The following is a 24,935-nucleotide window of genomic DNA, read 5'->3' as shown; positions in this document are numbered from 1 at the left end:
TTGGGGTCGGGTATCGGGGTGCTTGAATGCGCACGAGCAAGGCGTGACAAGACTGCCGGCCATCACGCATCCCGGGGCGTTCTTTGAAGGATCAACCCCCGCAAAGCTTCTCCGCCGTTTTTTCCGCCGGCATCATCACGTCTTCGCGCGCCGCTACTTCCCCCGGCTCATTCACGCCGAAAGCACGGATGAGTCGATGATCGACAAAGCCGTAGGCTTTAAAGAAGTATTCGATTTTCCGGAAAATATCGGGGAAGCTGCTTCGATCCCGGTTGTTTTGGAGGGAACAACCAGGTTCAACCACGGCTCATTCAATTTCGACATCGCCCTCGACGATATTGTCTCTGATGATCGGCCGCGGCGAGTTCTCCTTGCTCTGCAGGTTTCCCTTCACATGGTTGCCCGTGATCACACCTCTTCCACGATTCTTGAAAAACTGGAGGTCCCCATCGATCCGGTTGTTCCTGACGGCGTAAGGACCACTGTAATTTTCAACAAATTGAACATTCCCACCAACCCGGCTTGCCAGAACCCGCGCACGTCCGGCGCTTTCTTTCGGCTGCACGTCTCCATCCACCGTGGACAAATTGACCAAAAGAACGTCCACGTCAATGGGAGCGAAGCCTTCATCGATCTGAACATTTCCTCCCACGAACGTGCCGCCCCTCACAAGAACGGAGCGTGTGTACTTTCCCTGAACATTCCCACCCACCGAGGTCCGCTGCCTCAAGTCAACCAGCCTGGAACGGTAGCCCTCAACATTGCCGGTTATGTGCGCGCCATTGGCAAAGACCTTTGCGCCGCGGAGAACGCGCAAATTGCCCTTGATGGTTGTGCCGTTGAGCGTGGCGGTGGCGTCGCGCGGAACGTAGGCATTGTCATCAATGATTCTGGGTCCCACCGTGCCGGTCAGCCGCACATCGGCCAGGGCTGGGGCTGTCATGAGCAGCACAACCGCAGCAATGAAAACATACTTTGTGAATACTCGCATGTCCTTTCTCCTTTTGTCGCGTCCGTGACGCGTTGCGGCTGGGATTCATTGCCTGTTGAATCCGTCCGGAGTTTGTGGGATCAGCATCAAAAGCTTCTTGACACAAAATCTTCTCGACTCGATGACGAAGAAACAAAAAGCCGGGCTACCCTTTGTCAGGCAACCCGGCCATCTCCATGAGACCCGCGGCTTTCCGTCCCCGTCTCGCAACAGGGTTGGCGTTTTCTGACGAGCTCCATTAAGTACCGCTAATACATAGACCACATACATCGTACATTTTAATGTCGCCAAGCTTCGCACGCAAGGGAAATCCAACGGGCATTGGGGAGCGTTATCAATGCCTAGAGATTGCATTTAATCTAAGTATATGCCGGCAAGCTTCGCCTCCCCTCCGCTGCGTTGCCGATACGCCGGTATCCCCTATGCGTGAATCCTCGAGCGAGTTATCCGCGCACTCTCGTCGGGCAACACATATTTTTCGACGACGATCGATCTCAAGATTCAACCCCCGCAAAGCTTCTCCGCCGTTTTTTCCGCCAGCATCATCACGTCTTCGTGCGCCGCGACTTCCCCCGGCTCATTCACGCCGAAAGCACGGATGAGTCGACGATCGACGAAGCCGTAGGCTTTGAAGAAGTAGTCGATTTTCCGGAAAATATCGGGGAAGCTGCTTCGATCCCGGTTGTTTTGAGCGAGGATGCAGACCAGTTTCTTGCCCGGCGCGAGCCGGGACTTGTTGGGATTGGTGATGAAATCCGGAACCAGGTACGAGAAGGTGCGGTCGATGAAGGTCTTGAGCTGGCCGGAGATATCCCAGAAATAAACCGGGGAGGCCATCACCAGGACATCCGTCTCGCGGACGGCCTCCAGGACTTCGGTGAGGTCGTCTTCCAGTACGCACTTGTCCAGCCCGGTCTTGCAGGCCATGCAACCCTGACAGCCGCAATATTCGAGCTTGTTGAGTGTGTAGGTCCGTATTTCAGCGCCGAGCTTCATCGCCCTGTCACAGAAACGTTTGGCGATCAGGGCGCTGTTGCCGTTTTCGCGCGGGCTTCCGAGCACGTTGACGATTTTCATTTCTTCCTTCCCTGTCCCTGGTGTTTTTCCTCTTGCCGCGGTCTGGCCAAAAGGCTTTCGGACGAGCCCGGCATGCGCTTTTGCAGCAGGCCCTTCCCGGAAATTAGTGGGATTCGCCGATAGAAATCGTACAGATCACTAACGCTCTTGACTACTTCCTCTATCCTCGTCATTCTTTTCAAGCTCCAAGATGTCCACGCGATCCCGGGGTGAGTTTCGAGACCTTCTGAGCCATACCAGGTCCAACCTGGCGGCGATGGACACCGTCCCGATTCTCGATTCCGCATGATCGGCGTCGCGGATTATTCTATACTGTTCTTCGGAATCGGCCACAAGAGTATCAACCATGATTCCATCCTCCCCTTCGATCTTCAAAGATCGATGGAGCGTGAGCGTCGAATTGTCGAGCTTCCGGGGTTCGGCCGTCTCTTCAAACCCCAGTTCATCCATGGCCGTCCTCAAGAGATCCATGTCGTCGCCAGGAACCAGGACATCAATATCCCGGGTGAATCTTGGAACGGCATGAAAAGCCAAGGCGATGCCGCCAATCACCGCATACCTGATTCGAAGTCTATCGAACAGCAATGCGATCGAGAAAAACACATCATAGAGGCTCACAGGCTGTCAAACCTCCCTGTCGGCTTGACTCCGCACGGCTTGACTCCGCACGGCTTGACTCCGCACTTGAGTTTCAGTCTCCGCTGGTACATACTCCGCGCAGCGACCCGCATGGTGGTCTCCAAACCCCGTATGCGACACCCCGCCGCTCCATTGCGCGGTTCAGCTCAACCCGACGTTCGACATCGGTCGCACGATAATGAACGTCCGTTTATTCAATAGGGCCGTCATGACCGACAGAACAAAACCCGACGATTTGCATCCGCGAAAATTCGGCACTTTTGGCGGTGTTTTCACGCCAAGCCTTCTGACCATCTTCGGCGTGATCATGTTCCTGCGTCTTTCCACCGTTGTGGGTTACGCCGGGTTGTGGGACGCTCTCCTGATCCTTGCCTGTGCAAAGGCGGTCTCGCTGATCACGGGCCTTTCCATCGCCAGCATTGCAACCAACATGCGCGTCAAGGGAGGTGGCGCCTATTACCTCATCAGTCGCAGCCTCGGCGTGGAGTTCGGCGGCGTCGTCGCGATCTTTTTCTATATCGCTCAAGCCGTAGCCGTCACTCTGTACGTGGTCGGTTTCACCGAGGCCCTCCTCTCCGCGTTTCCCGACATGGGAGCGTCCTTCAGGACGGTCGCCACCCTCACCAATATCGTCGTTTTCGTCTGTGTCTATATCGGCGCCGCATGGACAATCCGCATCCAATACTTCATCCTGGCCATGCTCCTGCTTTCATTCTTCTCGTTTTTCCTCGGGGCGGGCACCGGCTTTTCGCCGGAGATCCTCCGTGCCAATCTGTCTGCGCACTGGTCACCGGAGCATGAGTTCTTTTCCGTTTTCGCCCTGTTCTTCCCTGCCGTCACCGGCATCATGGCGGGCGTCAATATGTCCGGCGACCTCAAGGATCCGGGCCGATCCATACCCCGCGGCACATTCGCGGCAATCGGCGTCTCAACGATCGTCTATGCCGCCATTGCTTTCATGTTCGCCGGCAGCGTCACCCGCGCGGATCTGCTCGGTCACGGGTTCGTGATGAAAGATCGCGCCTTTTTTCCCTCCCTCATCTACGCGGGGGTGATCTGCGCCACGCTTTCCTCGGCTCTTGGCAGCATGATGGGCGCCCCCCGCATCCTGCAGGCCTTCGCACGCGATAACATTTTTCGCCGCCTGCGGTGGTTCGCTCGCGGCAGCGGGCGCTCCGGCGAACCCCGCCGGGCCGTCGTCCTGACCGTCATCATCGCGCAGGCCGGCGTTCTTGCCGGCGACCTCGACACCATCGCGCCCGTCATCACGATGTTCTTTCTCTTGACCTACGGCACCGTCAACCTTGCCTGTTTTTTCGAGGGCCGGTCGAACAACCCCAGCTTCCGCCCCACCTTTCGCTATAACCACTGGTCCGTGGCGCTCCTCGGAGCCTTGGGATGTCTTGGGGTCATGTTCCTGATCGATGCCGTGTGGGCTTCCATCGCTTTGGTGCTCGCCGGAGGGCTCTACTTTCTCATCGCCCGCGCCGAAATCCGCGTCAAATGGGGCGATCTGGACAGCGGCCTCGCTTACCAATTCGCACGCAAGGCGCTCCTGCGCCTGGAGCGGGAACGCTATCATCCCAAGAATTGGCGTCCTTCCATCCTCGCTCTCAGCGGCGGCGCTCACAACCGCCTTCACCTGGCGGAATACGCCTGCTGGTTCACGGCGGACAGCGGCATCGTCTTCATCGGACAGGTCATTCGCGGGGAACTCGAGGAACTGCTCGACCGTCGCCGCGAGGCAGAAGCCATCCTTCGAAGGTTCATCCTCAAAGAAGCCTTGCCGGCCTTCCCCGTCGTCATCGTCGAAGAAGACATTCACGCGGCCATCAAGGCGCTTCTTCAGTGCCAGGGGATCGGCGGCATGCGACCCAATATCGTCTTGCTGGGAATGAGCCGGGACCCCGAGAAAGCCGAAGTCTTCAACGAGACCATCAAGACCGTCAAGAAAATGAAGCGCAGCCTCATCATTGTCGCAGGCGAACAGGAACGTGAGACAGGGCATGTTCCGGAAGGCGTCATCAATCTCCAGTGGGATTGCGCCAGGAACGTTGAACTGATGCTCCTGCTGGCTTTCATGCTCAAGAAGAACCGCGAATGGCGCGACCACCCCATCCGGATCATCCGACCCGTGGCACCGAGTGCCGATGTGGAGAACATCCAGAGCCAAATGCGCGAATTGCTCGCCAAAGCCCGAATCGAAGCCGAACTTCTCATTATACCGACCGAAACCCCTCTCGATGCCGTGCGTTGGAGCATGCAGCCTTCCGCCGTACTTTTCGTCGGGTTTGAGCCCGGTGCCGGTGACGCGGACGAAAACATCTCTTCCCGGTTTCAGGATTCCATGGACCTTCCGGGCGACGTCATCTTCGTGTACAACGCCGGAGACGTCTCCGTCGAGGCGTGATGCCGGATTGCGTTCAACACGGCAGCTCCGGGCGGTTTTTCGTGCGCGGGTGCCGGGAAAGGCGCTGTTGCCGGCATGGCCGCCCCGTTGGATACCGGGCGGGCTTCCCGCACTTGATTGACGGCCTCCATTGCGCTACTGTGAAACGGATCGTCAGGGAAGAACAGGACCATCGCTTCACAGTGCAAGACCGGAAGATGGTGGACCAGGCCCTCCCTTCATTGCAGGCAAAAATGCCGTCCCTGCCCCTGGAACCGGCCCGCCGGAGGGGCGGCTCTCGCCCACCGCGCCGGAACCGTCGTCAACACCGCGAACCGAAAGGAAGACCGTCATATGATCAAGGAAATCACTCTGCAGGAACTGGACACGGAGCGCTTCATTGCCGAGAAGGTGAGAGGCATCAGGGAAACGGTGGGGGATGGGATCGCGATCAACGCCCTCTCGGGCGGCGTCGATTCGTCCACCGTCACGCTGCTCGGACATCGTGCCCTGGGAAATCGCCTCAGGACCGTATTTATCGAGAACGGTCTCATGCGCGAAGGGGAAGCCGCACAGGTGGCGGGTTGGTTTCGCGAGCTCGGCGTGACGGTCGACGTCGTGGAGGCCCGCGACGAGTTCTTCGCCGCCCTGGCCGGGATCGCCGACCCGGAAGAAAAGCGCGAAGCCATTACACAGACCTTCTACCGGGACGTGTTCGGGCGCATCGTCAAGGAAAGCGGCGCCAGGTACCTGCTGCAGGGAACGATTCTCACGGACATCGACGAAACCATAGCCGGAATCAAGCGGCAGCACAACGTGTTCGAGCAGTTGGGGATCGACCCCCAGGACGCCTTCGGGTATCGGATCATCGAACCGCTCATCGAGCTGCGCAAGGACGGCGTTCGAGCGGTCGGCAAGGCTCTTGGGCTTCCATCGGAAGTGTTTACCCGCATCCCGTTTCCGGGACCGGCGCTTTCGGCGCGGGTGATCGGCGCGGTAACCCCGGAGCGCATCGAGACGGTTCGCAAAGCCACCGCCGTTGTCGAGCGCATGCTCGGGAACACGGGGGCGTTCCAGTACCTGGCCATTCTTCACGAGGACCGCGTGACGGGAATGCGCGACGGAAAACGGGATTTCGGCCTGCAGATCGAGGTCCGCTGCTGGGACAGCGTCGACGCGCGGGTGGCCGAACCGACCCAGGTCCCGTTCGACACGCTCAAGACGCTGGCCCTGGAGATCATCCGCGCAGTGCCCGGGGTGGTCAGCGTAACCTACAATATCGCGCCCAAGCCTCCTTCGACCATCGAGGCGATCTGACCCGCAGGACGGAGCGTATCGCCGGCCGGCGTGCCGATCCCGCCGGCATGGGAAGTCGGGACCGCCCGGTTCGGCGATGCCGTGCGTGTCGACAGCCGGCGTGCGGGTCCCGCCGAGATGTGGGTTCTTCCCGGACTGGAGCCCCAGGCGGGCAAAACCGGATCGGCCCCGCCTCCAGTTTCATACGGATTTACCTAGAAAACAGACTCCCTCGGGAGTCTGTTTTCATGCTTCGCGGGTGTCGCAGGGGGCATGGATAATTGCGTTCAAAATGATACTCTAAAAGCGTGGGGGACGTATCCCCCACACCCCCTCGCCGCTTCGCGGCTCCGTGTGGCGCTGCGGCGGCGGCCTTCGGCCAGTCGCCGACAGCGCCGAGCACTCGGCCTCACGCGCTTGCGCGTGTGGCCGAAACTTGGGGGGTGCGGGGGAATCATTCCCCCGCTCTTTTGTGCTTGAAAGTTCCATCTCTTATGAACGCAACTTCGTATCACACGGTCCCGGTGTTGAGGCTCGGCCGGGCAAGGCCGGGGCGCTCGATGCAAACGGCGGGATGGATGCGGCCCCTGGACGGGCGCAGGCCGGCGCCCGCTCCGAAAGAGGCGGGGCATGCCTGCCTCTTCCGGTTCTATCTTCCCGCCGAGAGGATCTCCTCGGCCTGTCGCCGTGCCTTCTCGAAGGGTTCCAGCAGCGTTTGGGCATCGTCCGTGTCGCCCGTGTTGCCCGTCAGCACGAAGTAGAGCGACTGCACCAGGAAGAACATCCATACCCCCAAGGCCCATGCCGCCGTGGAGTGAGGAGTGAAAGACGCGACCAGCGCCGCTCCCCCCATGCCCACCAGGACTTCCGCCCCGATCGCTTTCCACGGCGACTTCCGAAAGCACACGCCGCTTCTGATCCAGCCCAGGACGAGCACCGACAGGAAGAGGAAATCGTACCCGGACCTCAGCCAGAACGCCAGGGCGAGGAGGAACGCCACCGGAAAGCCGCACGCCGCGAGGCCCGCTCCCGTCCACCGGCACAGCATGAGAGCATACACGGCCACGAAGGACCAGAACGTGAGCCGGAATGCCGCCGGCCACGGAAGAAAAAGGTTCAATGCGGCGCTGACCGGGACGAACAGAAGCCCGAAGGCCAGCCCCGTCACGATAGTCGTCCGAACAGGTTTTCCCGGCCGGTTCATTCTTCCTTCCCTCCTTTCACGCCCGCCTTCCGACGCATGAGCTCCAGCTCCACTTCGGCCTCCGAGGGCTCCGAGCAGAGACCGTGGGGAATGGCTCCCGCAACGGCCTTCTCCCATTCCTGCCGCTCGGCCCGGCGCAGGTGTTCGGAAGCCTTCAAGCGGAGCTGTTCGTACATGAGCCGCTGTTCGTCCAGGACGGTCCGAAACTGGGCGATGTCCCTGTCCAGGGCTTGCACATGCCGCTCCAATTCATCGCGATGGAGGGCCAGAGGTTTCATCTTGCGAATGAGCGTGCGAGCGATGTCGTCTTTTTCCTTGGCGACGGCCAGGCCCAGGTCCCGCTCCAGGGCCTCGTGCTCCCGGGAACGTTCTTCCCTCTCGCGTTCCGTCTCCTCGCGCAGGGCCAGCATCCCGGCCATCCGAGCGTCCTTCCTGTCCAGTTCCTCCCGCATGTCCCGGAGATGTTGCTTGAGGAGCAGGCCCTTGTCCTCCATCTGATCCATCACCCCGTGGATATCGGCCTTACAAAGCCTGACAAAGCGAGTCATGATGCCCATCTTGCGCTCCTTTTTCCGTTCGGCGATTCCTTCAATTCTTCGACCTTCTTCCCTGGTATCCTTCAAACTGCATGCTCTTGGCGTTGGCTTTCTGCTTGCGGGCCGCCTCCTCGGGCGCGCCCGTAAAGGAATCCGCCACGGTCCGGCGAAGCGAGCCGACGTCCTTCTCCAGGTTGCCCTTCACCGCGGAGGAGCCGACCACCGCATTGGCCGCCTGCTGGCGCGTCACGTATCGATCGATCTGCTGCACGGCCTCCTCTCGCTTGCCTTCCTTCACCGATGCTGCCACCTCTTCGCGCAATCGGTTGTAGTCCTCCCGTATGACCTTGTCCTCCCACTGGGCCTTGTCGATGGAGGCCATGGCCTCGCTCGGGTCGCGCACGCACGCCACGCGCAGAGGTTGGGGCAGCGACGCGGTATAGGCCCGTTCGCCGGAACGGTAGTGTGCGCTGATGGCGCCGATGTCCCATGTTTTCTCCTCGCCCACGGGGATTCTCAGCGTGAGGAAGAGTTTGCGGGACTGCCCGAAACGTAGGTCTCCGGGCCGGAAGACCGCTCGTCCCTCCCCGACCTCGATGGGGTAACCGGCGGCGTGGACGAGGGTCATGCCGGGAGACAGGGGCACATGGACCTCCACGGACGAGGCGACCACGGTGCCGGCGTCCCGGAACTCCTTGTCAAACACCTGCGCGAAAGCGGACGCGCTCTCCATGAACGTGTAATTGCCGGCTCCCTTGTCCGCGATGGAGGTCATGAGGTGCTCGTTGAAGTCGAGCCCCACTCCGACGGTGCTCACGGCGTAACCTCTCTCGGCGGCAACCGATGCCATCGTCCCCAGGGCCGAGGGGTCGGTGACGCCCCGGTTGGCAAGCCCGTCGGAAATGAGAATCAGACGCGAGAGACGCCCGTTCTGCTGCAACTCCGCGAGTTGACTGATGCCCTCCTGCAGACCCCCGCCCAGGTTGGTGGCGCCGCCCGGTTGAATCCCGCGAACGATCCTTTCCAATGTCGCCCGGTTGGCCGGGGTGATGGGAAGCAGCCCGCCGTGTCTTTGCACATGGTCCGAATAGGAAACCAGGGCGAAGCGGTCCGTCTCCGAAAGCCGGGACAGGAGATTTAGAACGGCCTGCCTGGCGTGGGTGAGCTTGCCCGCGTCGGCCATCGACCCGCTGCGGTCCATCACCACCACCATGTCCAGCTCCCGCCGGGCCTCAACGTTTCCGCCCGGAGCGCGGTCGCACTCGAGCGTGAGAGCGACGGTCACGGTACCATCCCCGCCCATGTGCACCTTGTCCTGGATCAGGCGACCCGACAGGTTCACGGTCCCTGCCCTTGCGAGGCCCGGATCGGGCGGTTTGCGTCCCGGCGCCGCGGCCAATCGTCCGTCTCTGCCGGCGTACGTCATCGCCAGGCATGAGAGGGCGAGAAGCCCTCCCACCAACGTCAACGTTCTTCGATGACTCTTTTTCATGGTTTTTCCTCCTTTTCATCGATACGGGCGACCTGCCGTCCCGTGGCGTCAAGTATCGGAGGGCCGAAAACCAAAGGCAATTCAAAGAATTGCAAAACCGGGGAGTCGATCCTTTTGCATAAGTTTTGCGCTGAGAACACGGATTGCCTGCTATAATGCGCACGGGAACGAAGATCACTTGCGCGCAGGGCGCTTGAGGAGGGTTGTTTCGACGTGATGACGGCATCCAATCGAAAATCCAGGGCAAGCGTGCTCGTCGTGGAGGACGATCCGGCCATCCTCCGGGGGCTTCTCGACGTATTCGTGTTCCACGGCTACCGGGCCGAAGGCGCCGAGGACGGGGTCGAGGGCCTGAGGCTCTGCCTCGAGGGCTCCCACGACCTCATCCTTCTCGACGTGATGCTCCCCGGCGTGGACGGACTCACCATCTGCAGGGAAGTCCGTAAAGCCAAACCCCGACAGGCGATCATCATGCTCACGGCCAAGGGGCGCGAGGGCGATATCCTGGAGGGTTTCAAAGCGGGGGCCGACGACTATGTGAGCAAGCCGTTCTCGCTGAGGGAACTGCTGATGAGGGTGGAAGCGGTGCTCAGGCGGGCGGGCAAAATCGCGGGCGACGAGCAGGTCATGGTGTCCGGTATCCTCTTTGACGGCGGGAATCTGCTCGCCTCGTTCCGGGAGCGCACCGCCGAGCTCACGCGCCGCGAGATGGACATCGTCGCGTACCTGCACCGCCATCGCGACCGCGTCGTGTCCAAGAAGGAACTGCTCAAGGAGGTTTGGAACTACGCGGACCCCGATGTGGAAACCCGGACCGTGGACATCCACATGCTCAAGCTGCGCAAAAAGATCTGCGCCCTGAACCCCGAGATCGCCCTTCTCCCCACGGTACGGGGTGAGGGGTACCGTCTGGAGCCGCTGCCGTGAAGCGCCTGCGAATGCTTATCCTGGTGTTTGTCATGGCCCTGGTCGTGCCGCTGGGGTACCTGGTCTTTCGGACCCACCACAGCCTCGAACAGGAGGAAACCGCGGAGCTCCGCTTTTTCGCGAACACCCTTTTCGACCAGATGGAGCAGGACCTGGCGGCACTGGTGCAGCGGGAAGAGCGCCGTCCCGTCGAGGAGTATCTGCCCTCCCTGCCCTCCACCGGCAACCCGCCGGGCGAGGGAGCCCGTTCGCCGCTGGCGCGGCCCGCGGTGGAGCCCTACATACTGGGCTATCTGCAGAACAACCCGGACGGTTCCTTCAGCACGCCCATGGCGGCGGACGGAGCCGCGGCGTCAGCGGATCGGGGCGCTCTGGTGAGACACCTGGAGGATATGAACCGGGTCTTCAATACCAGGCGCGCCATGCCGCCCGAAAGCTCCGATCGCACCTCCGCGGAGACGCTTTGGAGGAAGAGCGGATCGGAAGAGAAGGACGCGAGGGTCAAGAAGGAGTCGAGCGCGGTTTTTGCCGAAAAATACCTGGATGTCGCCCGTTCGTCGAAGCAAAAGGATTCTCTGGGCCAGACCGGAAAGCGAGTGGAGCAGATTTCTCCCCGGCAGGCCATGAACCTGGCCCAAAGCGACGAGCAGGGGAAGGCTGGCGTGGAGAAAGACCGGTCGGCCTCTCCCGCCGAGCGCCGGACGGCGGCCGGCGACAAGGGCCAGGCACCGGATGCCGCGACTCCGTCGGGACGGTCGGCGCCCGGGAGCGTTGCCGGCGTTTCGTCCCTTCCGACCTCCGCGCACGCACCCGTGTCGCCCGCCCCCGAGGATGCCCTTCGAGCGGAAATCGACCCCCTCCAGTCGATCAGCCTGGACAACGGTCAAGCCCTGTTGTTCCGGCGCATCGTCATCGGCAACCAGGTGTACCGGCAGGGGGTAGTGATCCGGATGGAAGCGCTCCTCGATCAGCTCAAGAACACACATTTCACCGGCCAGCCCATGGCCCGTTTCACCAGCCTGACCCTGACCTCCGTGCACGGCGGACGGGAGACCGCGCGCATCCGGGAGGGGGCTCCGGTCGCCCATCCGCGTTTTTCCCTGGAGCGCAGCTTTCCCCGTCCCTTTTCATTCGTGCGGGCAACCCTCACCTGCGAAGTCATTCCACGATCTCCGGGCCGCGCCACGCTTTACGCGATGGTGGCGGTGCTGGCCGCGGTGATCCTGCTGGGGCTCCTTGCCATCTACCAGAGCGCCCGGGTCGTGACGGATCTCTCGGAGCGCCGCAGTGGTTTTGTTTCCTCGGTGACCCACGAGCTCAAGACCCCCCTCACCAACATCCGCATGTACGTCGAAATGCTGGAGCACGGCATCGCCTCCGACCCGGAGCGGGAAATGGAATACTACCGCATCCTGGGATCGGAGAGCGCTCGTCTTTCCAGGCTCATCAACAACGTGCTGGAGTTTTCCAAGCTGGAGAAAAAGCAGCGCCGGCTCGACCTTCGCGAGGGGCTGCTCGACGACGTTCTTGCCGAAGTGCGTGATGTCATGCAGGAGCGGCTCCGCCAGGAAGGGTTCGCGCTGGCCGTGCAGAACCGCCTGGACCGCTGCTTCCCCTACGACCGGGAGGTCATGGTCCAAGTGCTCATCAACCTGATCGAGAACAGCATCAAGTTCGGCAAAGGATGCCCGGAACGGAAAATTTCGGTGCGCGTGCGGCCCGAGGGAAGCCGGGTGGCGATCGCGGTGTCCGACACCGGCCCGGGCATCCCCCGCCACGCGCTGAAAAAGATCTTCGACGACTTCTATCGAGTGGACAACGATCCGACCCGCGCCGCCAAAGGGACGGGAATCGGCCTCGCCCTCGTGAGGCGCTTCGTGGAAGCCATGGGAGGGCGTGTGTTTGCCGCCAACAACGACGGCCCCGGCTGCACCATCACGATATCGCTTCCGGGGACGCCTCCTTCGTCACCTCCCACCTCCTGACTCCGGGTTTCCCGCCTTCAGCCCGGAGTGCCGATTCCAGGGTGTGTTCCGCCTTCTTCACCTCGTTTCCCGGACCTACGGGTGCTGTGACTCCGCGAGAACCTCGGAACGTTGGATGACTTCGCTCACGAAATTGGACAGCGCTAAGGTAAAAGGACTTGCTTTTTCGCGTTCGGTCAGCGTGCGCCCCAGATCGGAGGCTTCCACCAGGCGGGGGTCGAAGGGCAGCGCGCCCAGAAAGTGGACGTTCATTTGTTCGGCGGTTCTCCTGCCGCCGCCCCGGCCAAACAGGGGACTCTCCTGCCCGCAGTGCGGACAGACATAACCGCTCATGTTTTCCACCAGGCCCACGATAGGCATTGCGAGGTGGTGGCAGAAATTGATGGACTTGCGAACGTCCGCCAACGCGATCTCCTGGGGGGTCGTGACGATGACGGCGCGGGTGCCTTCAATCGTCTGGGCGACGCTGAGCGGTTCGTCACCGGTCCCGGGAGGTGAATCGATCACCAGGTAATCCAACTCGCCCCAGTCAACCTCCGAAATGAACTGCTTGATCACCCCGTGCTTCATCGGACCACGCCAGATGACGGCTGCATCCCGGTCCTCGAGGAGGCATTCGATGGACACGACCTTCAGGTGATCTTCGTATTCATGCGGCATTAAAGCCTTTTCCTTTTCGCTGAAACGAAACATCCCGGAGATGCCGAGCATCCTTGGAATGCTGGGACCGTGAAAATCCACATCGAGCAGTCCCACACGGTTCCCCAAGCGCCCCAGGCCGATGGCCAGGTAAGCGGCCACACTGCTCTTGCCGACTCCCCCCTTGCCGCTCATGACGATCAGTTTGTGCCGGATGTGCGAAAGCCGTTCCCGAACCTTGATGATCTCCTCGCCCGCTTCCTCATGATGCGCATGATCACATGCGTTTCCCACGTTTGTTTCACCTGTTTCCATTGCTTTGAGCTCCCGTTTTTCGTTTCCCTCAGGATTGATCGTTCCGGTCAGTCTCCTTCCGGAGTCGGTCGGGAGAGGGAAAGGGTGAAATCTTGCCTTCATGCCGCAGGCTCGAGTCCGCCCTTATCTCTCCCAAGGGCCTGTGTGAAGGGTTACTGTGGAATCGAGACAGGTATCCGGGGAGGAACGACCTGCCCGACCGCCCTCACTGAGAAACAAGAACAATGCCAATTCAGTCTCTCCGTGTGTCTATCGGCTGATTTCAACGGAGAAACGGTCGGCGAAAGGGATGCGTGGCGGGAAGGGGAAATGATCCGGGAACAAAATGCACCTTGGCGAATTGCTCTCTGATTCGAAATGAACCCTGTACGAGACTCCTGACAAGAAGAGCGGGGACCCAGGGGTACGGAAACCGGCTTCCGGATCGAGGCTTTCAGGTTTCCGCCGCTCGGATCGACGCCTCCGCGGTTTGGAAGGGATCCGGTTCTTCCGTCCTGCCGATGAACGTCAGGAAACGATCTTGCGTTTGGGGATCGGGAAAAGGCGTGATGTCCCAGCGGCCGGCAACGTACTGAAGGAGCGTCGTCTGCCGGGGAGCGGAGAGTTCGATGAGGCCCTTGACACGAAAAATCGGAGAAGGCAGCGATTCGATCGCTGTGATGAAAGCCTGGCGATCCAGGACCCGCGGCACACGGATGGTTCGGGAAATGAGGTGATCGTGCGCATGCGTGTGATGAGGCCGTCCGTCGTCGCCCGCGGCCGCCGGTCCATTCCTGTCGTGTACCGGCCTCGACCGGTCATCCAGGCCGAAGATCAACGCCGGCTGCACATCCCCTCGACAGCTCACAACCACCGGAGCATTCGGGTTGAGCTGCCGCAATCGACGGCGCAAATCCCTCAATCGCATTTCGTCGACCAGGTCGCTTTTGTTGAGGATGAGCACGTCCGCAACGGCGACCTGGTCGGCGACGATGCGGTAATCCTTGAGGCCGGCGTCGAAGTTCAGGGCGTCCACCATGGTGACGGTGGTGTCGAATCTGACCCATTCCGCCAACTCCTCCAGTTCGTCCAACAGGTTCTTGGGGTTCGCCAGCCCTGAGGTTTCAAGGACGATGGCGTCGGGGGAGAAGCTTTTGAGGATGCCTTGAACAGCCCGTTTGAGGCTGCCGATAAGGCTGCAGCATACACAGCCTTCATCGATTTCGGTCACCGTGTAATCCAGGAGCTTTCCATCCAGGGCGACTTCACCGATCTCATTCTGAATCACCGCGACAAAGCGGCTGCGTTGGGTCTGGTATTCGATAAAATGTTGCAGGAAGCTGGTTTTGCCCGAGCCGAGAAAGCCGGTGAGAATGACAAGCGGCGGGCGTTCGTCGAGCGCCGGCAGTTTCTTGCCGATCGTCTTGCCCGGACCGAGCCGGTGTGCCTCCCACCAGAGCCGCTCCGAGTAGTCCGGCGGGCGCGGTTCGGGTGAATGCCAGCGCAGGCAATGGATGGGAGGCCGGTTGGTATCGGGGTCGGCTTCCTCCAGGTTCTCGAACCGGCTTTCACCATAGCCCAGGAGAAGGATTGACTTCCAGACGTCGCCGACCGCAACCGATCGCGTTACGCCCGCGCGGTCGTAGACGATCTGCTCGGCGGGAAAGCGGCGCTCGCTGAGGTGGCACGGGGGTTGCCCGAGATTGAAGGTGATCGAGGCAGCCAGTGTGTCGAAAAGCCCGGACGCCGTTTCCATGGCGGGAAAATCCTGGTCGCGGCCCCCGGGGGCGATCATCGGCACCGGTTGTCCGTTATCGGAGAGGAAAACCCCGTCCTCGGCGATTGTTCGAATTGAGGAAAGGCTTTCCAGTTTCAGCGCCAGCGCCCTGCCGCCTGGATGGACGGCGAGGCCGAACAGGCCGATGCCGAAGAGGTCGCTGAATTCGCCATGGGAAGGGAAATCCCTGACGAGGTGGAGATAGTCCGGTCTTTGGGTCGATTCAACGGCCCGAAGCGAGAATTTCTCGACCAGGTCTTCGTCGGGATCAGGAAAATAATACAGGAGAAACCGGCCTCGGAACCAGGCGGGGCACGATTCGAGTCCGCCGAAAAACAACCCGAACACCCCCGCAAACCCGTTGATCCTGACCGTCCAGCACTCTCCCTCCGCCATCACCTGTTTGAGGCCCCGCCAGCCGACGCGCCGGCGGACCGCCGGGACGAAGTTCGCTCGCACCAGGACGGCCCGCAGGAGCTCCTGGATGCCGTCTTCCGGGCGGGAATGAAGATCGCCCTGAAAAAAACGGTTCAAAAACATATCCGGCTTCATGACCTCCCGCGCATGTTTTCGCAGTGCTAACGTCCAGCGCCCGCGGCCCCGAGAAACTCCAGGGAGATGATGCGTCCCCCCTTCCATGCCACCCGGTAGACCTGGACCGCGTCGGCCGGGATCTCATTGGAAGTACCGACCGTGCGGCCCTGGACCGTGTAGGTGATCACCGCCCCGTCGCGTTCCACCCGGATCACCGAAGGTTCCTTGATCACCAGCAGGGCCATGGCTCGGCGTATGAGACCCGGGTCGGCGTATTTCGCGATCACCGCGGCGTACTTCTCCCGGGAATCATGAGACTGCATGCACTCACGCATTTCCGGGATGATTTCCGCGGTCGACCGGCTTTTTGGCCCGAAAAATTCCAGTGAAACGATTTTGCCGTTATCCCAGCACGCTTTATAGACCTGGGTCGTATCCGAAGGGATTTCGCTGCTCGTCTCGACCAGGATGCCTTCGACCGTGTAGCAGACGGAAGATCCCCTGGTTTCGGTTTGCATCACCGAGGGATTCTTGATGACCAGCAGCCCCATGGCCTGGCGAATGATGCCCGGGTCGGCGTATTTTTTCAACACGGCCAGGTATTCCTGCTGCGAGCCGTGGGCGGCCATGCACTCCTTCATCGGAGGAATCACCTCCGCCGCTCCCGGAGCTCCGACAGGAAACATGGACAAGCACAAAAACAGCATCAACAAGGTTTTCATCGGAAACTCCTCGTTTCATCCGCGAAAACGTCCGCAATCAGTACTCGACTTTGCCTCCCTTGGGGCCGCCCCAGGCAAAGCCGACAATCCTGCCGTTCTTCCACCCCAGGACGAATATGCGCACCGTCCCGGCGGCCGCCTCGGAGTGTTCGCACTTCTCGACCCGGGACTCCAGGGTATAGTAGGTGATGCCGTCCCTTTCCTCGGAAGCGGTAACCACCGGCCTGGCCATGTCGCACATGGTCAGTTCCCGGGGCACCACACCCTGTTCCCCGTATTTTTCCAAAACCGCAGCCCGCTGAGTCTGATTGCTGAACGCGTCGACCAGTTCTCTCATTTGCGGAACAAGTTTTGGCCCGAAAAAACCCATCGTGCCGACGGCAAGCATGATCAACAACAGGCATCTTGCATTTTCTCTCGGAGTCTTCACCATCATTCACCTCCCGGAAGAACAACGCGCCGGAAAGACAGCGCATTCCCACCATGGTTGCCGAAGAGGTCCTCACACTTCGATCCCGAAGCCGATCTTGTCGCCGTTGCCAAGGTAGTTGGTTTCCTTGGTCCGGAAACGCGCCGTCCCCTTGACGACGGGATAGCCGCCTTCGACGAACTTCTTGGCACAGAGCAACCCAGTGCAGTGGTTGCATCCGATCTTTTGAAAGCCGTATTTCCCGAGGGAGAGCACCAGGTCGTCATACTTGGGGTCCCAGTCCTCGAAAGGAGAGATGTGCAGACCGCCGTAAATGCCGAAGAGCTGATCCTTTTCGTACTTGACCTCCTTGAAAGCCGTCTCGGCAAATTGGATGATGCCCTGGTGGCAGCATCCGGTGATGCTGACCAGGCCGTGGTCCTTCACGTTGACGTAGATCGACTGTTCCCCGTAGACGCGACAGATAATGGGAACGGCGAAAACAAAGGTTGCCAGGCCGGAGATGATGGGATTGAGACCCGGTTTGACTTTGATCAGCTCTCCCTTGTGACCGGCATCCTTGAGGTACTGCAGCCCTTCGGGATAGAACCCTTCGGGGATGTACGTGGTAATGGCGGGATCGTACTTGTAGGTGACCGGAATTCCCCAAAAATGGTCAAAGTGCTCGTGAGAAATGATGATAGCCTCGATTTCCCGATTCATCAGCATCCGGTCGATGCCCTCGCGTTTGAAACACTCGTCCATCCACTTGTAGGACCAACCACTGTCGAGGAGGAATTTGCGCGTCCTGCCGTCCAGTTCCTCCAGTTCAATCAGGCAGGCAAAGCCACCTGCATTTTCCGGATGAACGGCCAGTTTTTCGGCCACGGCCCACGCTTCCTCGAGGTTGTTCGGAAGGAAGCGCCGAATCCTGCCCACGCCGCTCTCATAGGTTCCTTTTCCCAGGCCCGTACCATCACCGAAGGGCGGCCAGTTGTAGCTGTATTGATTGACCAGGAGCCCACCCGCGCCTTTGATGTCACCCATGAGCACCGAGTTTTCGAACCAGCTGGTCTCCGAAATGTTCGTCACCTTGACGGACTTGCAGGTGCCTATGTCCGTGAGCTTACGCCCCACTTTCGGCAAGTAGTCCTTGCGCCAGGGGGAATAGGAGAAAAGGCCCATCCCCAAAGCAGCGCCTCCCAGAACGCCCATGGCCGCTCCCTTGAAAAAATCCCGGCGGCTGATTTTGGCTTTTTCTTCAGACATGGATGCTCCTTTTCTCGCGTCATTTGATGACAGTGATGGATTTGTAGGCCCAGGGAAGAACATTCAGGACAAAGAAGTAGAAAGCCACCCCGCACACGGTCCCGACCCCCAACCCCCAGCCCAGAGCCGGACTCCACATGATTTCAGCCACTTGCGCCCGTTCGGCGGCATGGTCCCGAGCGATTTCGTCCGCGGTTTTCGGCTCCATCTTCCAGGCAGGCCAGTTGTCCATGAACCAGTGGTGCGCGAGCCAGATGTTGATCAACCAGATCGTGGGAATCATCGGGAACTGCTGTTCGTGCATGAACCCCTTTTGAGTTCCCAGGAAATCGTGGGAGGTTGCGTAGTAGAAAATGTAAAGCAGCACGGCGGCCGCGAGGGTGATCGCGGTGCGGATCAGCACGTTCACCGGCAGGCTGAAGCGCCGAGGCCAGTTGCCGCAATAAAAATTGAGAAACAGGGCTGGAACCAGGAAAAACACGGCCATTTCACCCACATGCAGCCAACGCCAATCGGGAGCATTGATGAGCCTGGTGCCGCGTATGGCCGGTCCCCAGGTGAGCTCCTGGGCAAAATAGAGAAAGAAGTGCATGGCCCAGGCAATGGCGATGATCCCGAAGAAAGCCGTGACGCGACGCAGCCAGTCTCTCCGGATGAGCTTGAAGGGAAAACGCTCCCAGATGGTTTCCACCAGCCACACTGTCACGGTACAGCACATGATCCAGGCCACGTGAAAGTTGCCCGAAACCGTGTTGGCGAATTTTTCCCAATAAGGCGGCGCGATGGAGGTGAAATACTGCCAGGGATAGTACAGAATCCCCATGTGGGAATGCATGGTCATGAAGAAGACCAGAGTGCTCAGGAAGAAGGTCATGACCAGAATGCTGATGCCCTTGCCCGGTTGGTTCATATCCTGCCAGGGAACCTCTTCACAGGCCACGACCCAGGCCGGGCTCAACCATGAGGCGATGGCGGCGAACATGAGGCAGGCCAGCGAGGCGTATTCAAGGGCGAAAAATTCCGTCATCTTGGGCAGTTTCATCAGGTTGTCGGGGTTGAAATAGGCAATCCCGTAGTTGCCCAGCAGAGATTCGAAGAAGCCCTTGATGAGCACCAGCAGAATCGCAACGGAAATCGCGGTGAGGACGACCCCTTTGACGACCGGGTGGGTCCTTTCCAGCCAACTGCGCTTGAATGGCCAGTAATTGAAAATGTAGACCATCCAGATCAGCATGATCAACCACCAGCGGGTGTACATGTAACCCACGTAAGGGGTGTACATCCGCAGCCACCCGCGAGGATCCTGAAAGATCCACCAGGTGGCGTAGAACACCGCCAGGGTCAACACAAGCGCCACAATGGCCGGGATCGGCTGTGGCCAGCGCTGAACGAGCTTGCGTTCTTCCAGGTATCGTGCACCGAAACGCTCCATTCAAGCCTCCTTATGACAATCACGTGGTTTTTGTCACGGACCCGAATTCCGGGCTGCTCTTTGCCGGTTCCTGAAAACGCTGGTGTGCGGGTTCCGCGAGGCGCGACCTTTGGATGCAGTCCCCGGCTGCTCCGCGTTCATCGTGAGCAGGGGAGGATTGAGCTTGGTTTGAGTAGGATCGAGCTGCTACGCCCAGGCCGCACTATCTTCGAACTCCACTCGTTGAAAGGGAAACCATGCGGAAGCAGGTTCGAACCTGCAACCCAAGTGGAGCACTCAACCTTTTAGCAACAGCGATGCCGTGCGAACGGAATTCAAGCAGGCCGGTCTAACATCATGATTCTAAAAGAAATCAATAAATCGCACGCCGCGCGGGGGAAACTCAGTGGAACAATATGCACCCGAGAACAAGCTCCAAATGGTGCATATTGTTCCTCTTCCCAAAGCTGGTCCGTCGCTGCTCGGGGGAGGTCATCGCACCGGTCGAATCAGGCATGCACGAGTTCAAGCGTGGAATCATGCCCCGTTGCCCTGAAGCTGGCGCAAGCTTTGCTACCCAAGGATCGGATGATACGGCAATGAAGAGAGTTTTCTTTCCGGGAAAGAGGCGCCGGGGAGAAGAGAGCTTGTTTGAAGAGTGGGAGGGTGAGATGAAGAGATCATGCCAGACCAGGGAGAGCGATATGGTGCCTGATATTGCGGAAGGGCTTTCCGCAAGCCTGGAAGACTATCTTCAGGCGATCTACCACCTCCAGGAATCCCATCGTGTGGCTCGGGTCAAAGATATCGCCGACCAGATGAACGTTCAGCCCGCTTCGGTGACGGGGGCATTGAAGGCGCTGGCCAACCGCGGGTTCGTGAACTACAGTCCCTACAGCCCGATTACCCTCACCGCTGCTGGACGCCGTCTCGGACAGGATATCGTGCGCCGTCACGACATCCTGAAGGAGTTCTTCATCAATACCCTGCAACTCCATCCGCAACAGGCGGAAGCCAACGCCTGCCGTATCCAGCATGCCATCGACGCCGTTGCGGTTGACCGACTGGTCCATTTTCTTGAATTCCTGAAACTGTGCCCACGCACCAACATGGAATGGCTGGAGGGTTTTGCGCTCTATTTGCGGAAAGGGCCACAGGATTCAAGCTGTAGAGACTGCCTCAAAGAGTGTCTCGACCGGGTTGACGGATCTCCCGCCCGAATGCAGGGGGAAGGCGACAATACAGCAGGTGTTTCGTTGCGGCTGAGAGGCCGGTCGACTTCCCTCCGCCGCGCCGTCCCGGGCTTCAGGCGGAAGGTGAACACGCGGGGGGCAGGCGAAAGAAAATGAGCCCTTACGTCTATGGACCCGTTCCTTCACGACGCCTCGGCAGGTCTCTTGGCATCGATCTCGTTCCGATGAAGACCTGCACGTACGATTGCCTTTACTGTCAACTTGGGAAAACGACCCTCAAGACCACCAGGAGGCGGGAGTGGGTCACCGTGGAAGCGGTTCTCACCGAACTGGAGGGCCACCTCGCCGGCGAGCCCGACTACATTACCATCTCCGGTTCCGGAGAACCCTCCCTTCACTCAGGGCTCGGCAGCCTGATCAGTGCCATCAAGGCAATGCCCCCTGCTCCCGTGGAGGTCCTGACAAACAGTTCCCTGCTTTGGCTGCCGGAGGTCAGGGAGGCGCTGAGCGGGGCCGATCTCGTCATTCCTTCACTCGATGCCGGCGAGGACCGTCTCCTCCGCCGGGTGAACCGGCCCCACCAGGAAGTCACCTTTCATCGCATGATCGACGGCCTGCATGAATTCCGCCGGGCGTTGGCGAGCGTGCAACCGCGGGCCGCTTTTTTCGATCCCCCGAGGCCGCTTGAGCCGCCGTCCCAGCTTAATCCGGCAACTCCGGAGCCCGCAAGGAAACAGGCTTCCCGAAGCAGCAACGGGAACAGATTGCCTTCATCAAAGCGGAATCAAGTCCTTATTGATGCTACGCCTATGAAACCTCGGGAAGAAACGGGCGGACGACGAAGTAGATTCCCAGCAACCCGATGGCGACCCCCGCAAACTTTCTGAACCAGGCCCCGCCCTCGTAAAACGAGCTGTTCTCGAGCAATTTCCTCACGGTCGCGGTCGAGCTCCCTGCAACCGCGATGGGGATACAGTGCCCGATGCCGAAAAGAACGATGAACAGCACGCCGATGAAGATTTTCTGCTGGATGGTGATAATGGCAAGGATCGGCGCGATGAACCCGAAGGTGCAGGAACCGGACAGGACACCGTAGGCGAGCCCCAGCAGAAAGGCCCCGGCGAGCCCCTTGATTTTTATCTTCGAGATGAGCCCGCCGGACATGGAACACCGGGTCAGGCCCAGCATATCCAAGGCCACCCAGATCAGTATGGCTCCAACGAGAATGGTCCAGTAGGGACCGATTTCGCCGAGCATCAGCCCCAGCAGCGAGCAGACGATGCCGACCAGGGCGATGGTGATGAACAAACCAACCGTAAAAGCCACCGCGTATTGAGCCGCGTGCCGCGCGTTGAGCGCCTTGTCCTGCCCTGCAACGTAGCTGATGATGAGGGGAATCGAAGCCATGTGGCACGGGCTGAAGGCCACGCTGATAACCCCCCACAGGAAACAACCCAGCGCGGCGAGCGCCGTTCCCGTCGACATCCAGGAATTCACCGTCAAGAAAAGTTGGTCGAGCATTACACCTCCAGCGTCTGCGAACGGTCTGCTTTGAACCGGCGAATGGAACGGTTCGGCGCTCGAAACCGAAACCGTTCGATGTCCATCCGGGCATCTTATCTTTGTCTGAAGCCGGGAGCAGGCTAGTCTTCCACTCCGAGTTCCCTGAATATCTCGACGATCCTCACTTTGTCCAGGAATCCTTCATGGCGTCTTACTTCTTTCCCTTCCTTGTCATAGAATATCTGCGTAGGTATCGCACGAATGCCGAACCTCTGTTCCTGCCCCTTGTTCTTCCAGACATCGATGAACACGATAGCGGCGCGGCCTTTATAGGCTTCACCCAATTCCCTCAGGATCGGCGCCATCATCCTGCAGGGAATGCACTTCTCGGCGCCGACGTCGACCATGGTGACCATACCCTTGACGGGCACCTCCGGCAGGGGCGGCTGCTCATCCGCTGCAAAAACGGGCGTGGTTAGAGTCAGCAGACCGAGCAATGCCACGAAACCGATTAACTTGTTCACTCAACCCTCCTTACAGTTTCACCACCATCCAAGCGAGAAACAAAACGATCAGCCACGCGCCGGCAAGGGTCCAGAGGACTTTCTTCCAGCGCTCTCCAAAATATCCCTTGGTGGAATTGACCACCCATGTCCAGTTCAGCCAGACGTGCAGGACCAGTAGTCCCAGCAGGAGAAACGCAAGGACCAGATGAATATCCCCCCACTCGTGCCGATGGAGGCCCATGAAAAACTTGGACGTGTCCGGCACTCTCCCGGACGGAATGACGAAAGCCAGCAACAACCCGATGGCGGCAACGGAGCACAAATCCACGAAAAGCAATGTATCGAGGAGATATTTCCAATCGTTTTTCTTCATGGTGCGCCTCCTTTTATGAAAATCGGTCTTCGGGCAACAAGCGCTTAGAAGAAAAGGTTCCCGAACCGATTCGGTCGGCCCACCGGGCATTCAACGCCGTGGTCGGGTCGCTGAAGTCATGGAACTCAGCGCTTCATGGGCGTCATTTCAGGCCGCGCCGGGCCGGCCGCCGTCCGTTATGAAATGCTTCCGGCGAAATCTCAGGGCCACGTTGACCAGGCTGATGAGGATGGGCACCTCCAGCAGGGGCCCGATCACCGTCGCGAAAGCCTGCCCGGACTGGATTCCGAAAACGGCGATGGCCACCGCAATGGCCAGCTCGAAATCGTTTGACGCCGACGTGAAGGAAAGCGTTGCGGACGTGGGATAGTCCGCCCGGAGCTTCTTTGCCAGAAAGAAAGTCGCAAAGAACATGAGCAGAAAATAGATGGCCAGGGGAACGGCGATGCGCAGCACGTCAAGCGGCAATGTAACGATATATTCCCCTTTCAGCGAGAACATCACGACGATGGTGAACAGCAGCGCGACGAGCGTGATGGGGCTGATCCGGGGGATGAATTTCTTCTCGTACCATTCTGCGCCCTTCATCGGGATGAGGATAAAGCGCGTGAGGAGTCCGCTGAAAAAGGGGATCCCGAGGTAGATCATGACGGTTTTCACCACATCGAGTATGGATACGTTGACCTTCATGGCAAAACCGAGCCCAAGCCATCGGGGCAGGACCGTGATGAAAAAATACGCATAGACCGCGTACAGGGCCATCTGAAAGATGGCGTTGAAGGCCACCAGTCCCGCGCAATACTCCCGATTGCCTTCGGCCAGCTCGTTCCAGACGATGACCATGGCGATGCACCGGGCAAGCCCGACCAGTATCAAACCGACGGCGTATTCCGGGTAACCCGAAAGAAAAACCACGGCCAGGACGAACATCAGGATCGGTCCGATCACCCAGTTGAGAACCAGGGACAGGCCAAGCACCCGTCGGTTCCCGAAAACACGATGCAACTCCTCGTATTTGACCCGCGCAAGGGGAGGGTACATCATCAGGATAAGCCCCACGGCGATGGGGATGTTGGTGGTTCCGACCTGGAACAGGTTGATCACCTCCTTGATGCCCGGGTAGAAATACCCCGCTCCCACCCCGAAAGCCATGGCCAGCACGATCCAGAGCGTGAGGAAACGGTCGAGGAACGAGAGTCTTCTTGTGGCCGGTTCTTCCATGATCCTCCTCCGGTTTCGATTCACTCATCCCGCGTCAGCACTTCAGGGAGTTTCTCAACGAATGCCTTGATTTCATCGCGCACCCGGCGGTAATGCATCATCGCCTCTTCTTCGGTTCGAGCACTCGCCGCGAGCCTGGGAGGATCATCGAACGGAAGGTGCAAAACCCTCGTCTTCGCCGGAAAGACGGGACAGGCCCGCTGGGCATTGTCGCAGAGCGTGATCACGTAATCGAATTCCAGATGTTCCAGGGTGTCCACGTCCTTGGACGACTGGCCGGATATGTCGAGTCCGGCTTCGGCCATGGCCTTGACGGCGCCGGGGTCGAGACCGTGAGGCGTCACGCCGGCGGACCGCGCTTCGATCAAATGCCCTTTCAAATGGTTGGTCCAGGCTTCGGCCATCTGGCTACGACAGGAATTGCCCGTGCAAAGATAGAGGATTCTTATTTTCGGTTCCGTGGACATGATGTGCCGTCCTCCCGCTTAACGACGTTGATTCCTTTGCGCCCCGCTTCCGCCGATTTCCTGCGAGCCCCGACCCGGAGA

Annotated in this window: 23 protein-coding genes and 1 riboswitch; of the genes, 7 read left to right on the top strand and 16 right to left on the bottom strand. The window is 59.7% G+C overall.

Annotated elements, in window-relative coordinates; all coding sequences use genetic code 11:
* Positions 1-43: 43 nt before the first annotated feature.
* Positions 44-1,171 carry a hypothetical protein gene (locus SFUM_RS23195; RefSeq protein WP_153307223.1) on the top strand — a complete coding sequence of 376 codons (1,128 nt, stop codon included), beginning with the start codon at positions 44-46 and terminating at the stop codon, positions 1,169-1,171.
* Positions 1,147-1,221, bottom strand: a riboswitch (cyclic di-GMP riboswitch). Its footprint overlaps the gene before it by 25 nt.
* A gap of 271 nt (positions 1,222-1,492) precedes the next feature.
* Here SFUM_RS23195 and SFUM_RS18710 read toward each other — a convergent pair.
* Entirely contained in the window at positions 1,493-2,068 is a 576-nt protein-coding gene (locus SFUM_RS18710; RefSeq protein ID WP_011700417.1) for a flavodoxin family protein, read from the bottom strand.
* Positions 2,069-2,206: 138 nt separating this feature from the next.
* On the bottom strand, positions 2,207-2,686 hold the full coding sequence (locus SFUM_RS18705) for a nucleotidyltransferase family protein (RefSeq protein ID WP_011700416.1): 480 nt from the start codon (positions 2,684-2,686) through the stop codon (positions 2,207-2,209).
* A 229-nt stretch (positions 2,687-2,915) separates the two neighbouring features.
* Between SFUM_RS18705 and SFUM_RS18700 the strand changes: the two genes are divergently transcribed.
* Together SFUM_RS18700 and SFUM_RS18695 are read left to right on the top strand one after the other, a co-directional pair.
* Positions 2,916-5,117 (top strand): amino acid permease, encoded by a 2,202-nt coding sequence (locus SFUM_RS18700; RefSeq protein WP_011700415.1) that lies wholly within the window; start codon positions 2,916-2,918, stop codon positions 5,115-5,117.
* A 333-nt stretch (positions 5,118-5,450) separates the two neighbouring features.
* The gene (locus SFUM_RS18695; protein ID WP_011700414.1) at positions 5,451-6,413 is read left to right on the top strand and encodes a GMP synthase (glutamine-hydrolyzing); all 963 of its coding nucleotides are present in this window, start codon (positions 5,451-5,453) and stop codon (positions 6,411-6,413) included.
* A gap of 628 nt (positions 6,414-7,041) precedes the next feature.
* On the opposite strand, the gene SFUM_RS18690 is transcribed toward SFUM_RS18695, so the two are convergent.
* Genes SFUM_RS18690 through SFUM_RS18680 form a run of 3 tightly spaced genes read right to left on the bottom strand, consistent with a single transcriptional unit; the run spans position 7,042 to position 9,624 of the window.
* Entirely contained in the window at positions 7,042-7,596 is a 555-nt protein-coding gene (locus SFUM_RS18690) for a hypothetical protein (protein WP_011700413.1), read from the bottom strand.
* The gene (locus tag SFUM_RS18685) at positions 7,593-8,153 is read right to left on the bottom strand and encodes a PspA/IM30 family protein (protein ID WP_011700412.1); all 561 of its coding nucleotides are present in this window, start codon (positions 8,151-8,153) and stop codon (positions 7,593-7,595) included. Before SFUM_RS18685 ends, SFUM_RS18690 begins: the two co-directional genes overlap by 4 nt.
* 31 nt (positions 8,154-8,184) lie before the next feature.
* Complete coding sequence (locus tag SFUM_RS18680) at positions 8,185-9,624, bottom strand: vWA domain-containing protein (RefSeq protein WP_011700411.1); 1,440 nt, start codon at positions 9,622-9,624, stop codon at positions 8,185-8,187.
* A gap of 216 nt (positions 9,625-9,840) precedes the next feature.
* On the opposite strand from SFUM_RS18680, the gene SFUM_RS18675 reads away from it, so the two are divergent.
* Positions 9,841-10,551, top strand: a complete 711-nt coding sequence (locus SFUM_RS18675) for a response regulator transcription factor (RefSeq protein WP_011700410.1) — start codon at positions 9,841-9,843, stop codon at positions 10,549-10,551.
* Positions 10,548-12,536, top strand: a complete 1,989-nt coding sequence (locus tag SFUM_RS22115) for a sensor histidine kinase (protein ID WP_011700409.1) — start codon at positions 10,548-10,550, stop codon at positions 12,534-12,536. The genes SFUM_RS18675 and SFUM_RS22115 overlap by 4 nt, the downstream gene beginning before the upstream one ends.
* A 75-nt stretch (positions 12,537-12,611) precedes the next feature.
* Here SFUM_RS22115 and SFUM_RS18655 read toward each other — a convergent pair whose 3' ends face one another.
* From SFUM_RS18655 to SFUM_RS18630, 6 genes are all read right to left on the bottom strand, one after another.
* Positions 12,612-13,490 carry an Mrp/NBP35 family ATP-binding protein gene (locus tag SFUM_RS18655; RefSeq protein ID WP_011700408.1) on the bottom strand — a complete coding sequence of 293 codons (879 nt, stop codon included), beginning with the start codon at positions 13,488-13,490 and terminating at the stop codon, positions 12,612-12,614.
* Positions 13,491-13,923: 433 nt separating this feature from the next.
* Positions 13,924-15,798, bottom strand: coding sequence for a CobW family GTP-binding protein (locus SFUM_RS22110; RefSeq protein WP_011700407.1), 1,875 nt, complete (start codon positions 15,796-15,798; stop codon positions 13,924-13,926).
* Between the two features lie 26 nt (positions 15,799-15,824).
* The gene (locus tag SFUM_RS18645) at positions 15,825-16,502 is read right to left on the bottom strand and encodes a hypothetical protein (protein ID WP_011700406.1); all 678 of its coding nucleotides are present in this window, start codon (positions 16,500-16,502) and stop codon (positions 15,825-15,827) included.
* A 37-nt stretch (positions 16,503-16,539) separates the two neighbouring features.
* Positions 16,540-16,938 (bottom strand): hypothetical protein, encoded by a 399-nt coding sequence (locus SFUM_RS18640; RefSeq protein WP_150109564.1) that lies wholly within the window; start codon positions 16,936-16,938, stop codon positions 16,540-16,542.
* 66 nt (positions 16,939-17,004) lie between these two features.
* Entirely contained in the window at positions 17,005-18,180 is a 1,176-nt protein-coding gene (locus tag SFUM_RS18635; protein WP_011700404.1) for an MBL fold metallo-hydrolase, read from the bottom strand.
* Positions 18,181-18,199: 19 nt separating this feature from the next.
* Complete coding sequence (locus tag SFUM_RS18630; protein WP_011700403.1) at positions 18,200-19,612, bottom strand: hypothetical protein; 1,413 nt, start codon at positions 19,610-19,612, stop codon at positions 18,200-18,202.
* 650 nt (positions 19,613-20,262) lie between these two features.
* On the opposite strand from SFUM_RS18630, the gene SFUM_RS18625 reads away from it, so the two are divergent.
* Positions 20,263-20,940: a metal-dependent transcriptional regulator gene (locus tag SFUM_RS18625; protein WP_011700402.1), complete on the top strand. Its 678-nt coding sequence runs from the start codon at positions 20,263-20,265 to the stop codon at positions 20,938-20,940.
* Positions 20,937-21,671, top strand: coding sequence for a radical SAM protein (locus SFUM_RS24160; RefSeq protein ID WP_011700401.1), 735 nt, complete (start codon positions 20,937-20,939; stop codon positions 21,669-21,671). Before SFUM_RS18625 ends, SFUM_RS24160 begins: the two co-directional genes overlap by 4 nt.
* Here SFUM_RS24160 and SFUM_RS18620 read toward each other — a convergent pair.
* The 5 genes from SFUM_RS18620 to SFUM_RS18600 form a co-directional block, all read right to left on the bottom strand.
* Positions 21,592-22,305, bottom strand: coding sequence for a cytochrome c biogenesis CcdA family protein (locus tag SFUM_RS18620; protein WP_041440983.1), 714 nt, complete (start codon positions 22,303-22,305; stop codon positions 21,592-21,594). The two genes, SFUM_RS24160 and SFUM_RS18620, sit on opposite strands and share 80 nt — an antisense overlap.
* Positions 22,306-22,427: 122 nt before the next feature.
* On the bottom strand, positions 22,428-22,811 hold the full coding sequence (locus SFUM_RS18615) for a thioredoxin family protein (RefSeq protein ID WP_011700399.1): 384 nt from the start codon (positions 22,809-22,811) through the stop codon (positions 22,428-22,430).
* Between the two features lie 10 nt (positions 22,812-22,821).
* Positions 22,822-23,166 carry a DUF4405 domain-containing protein gene (locus tag SFUM_RS18610; RefSeq protein ID WP_011700398.1) on the bottom strand — a complete coding sequence of 115 codons (345 nt, stop codon included), beginning with the start codon at positions 23,164-23,166 and terminating at the stop codon, positions 22,822-22,824.
* Between the two features lie 147 nt (positions 23,167-23,313).
* Positions 23,314-24,387, bottom strand: coding sequence for an ACR3 family arsenite efflux transporter (arsB, locus tag SFUM_RS18605; RefSeq protein WP_011700397.1), 1,074 nt, complete (start codon positions 24,385-24,387; stop codon positions 23,314-23,316).
* A 20-nt stretch (positions 24,388-24,407) separates the two neighbouring features.
* Positions 24,408-24,854, bottom strand: coding sequence for an arsenate reductase ArsC (locus SFUM_RS18600; RefSeq protein WP_011700396.1), 447 nt, complete (start codon positions 24,852-24,854; stop codon positions 24,408-24,410).
* Positions 24,855-24,935 lie beyond the last annotated feature (81 nt).

The organism is Syntrophobacter fumaroxidans MPOB (assembly GCF_000014965.1).
GTDB lineage: Bacteria > Desulfobacterota > Syntrophobacteria > Syntrophobacterales > Syntrophobacteraceae > Syntrophobacter > Syntrophobacter fumaroxidans.
Note: the sequence above shows the minus strand (reverse complement) of the source record. Positions and strands in the feature narration are given on the sequence as shown.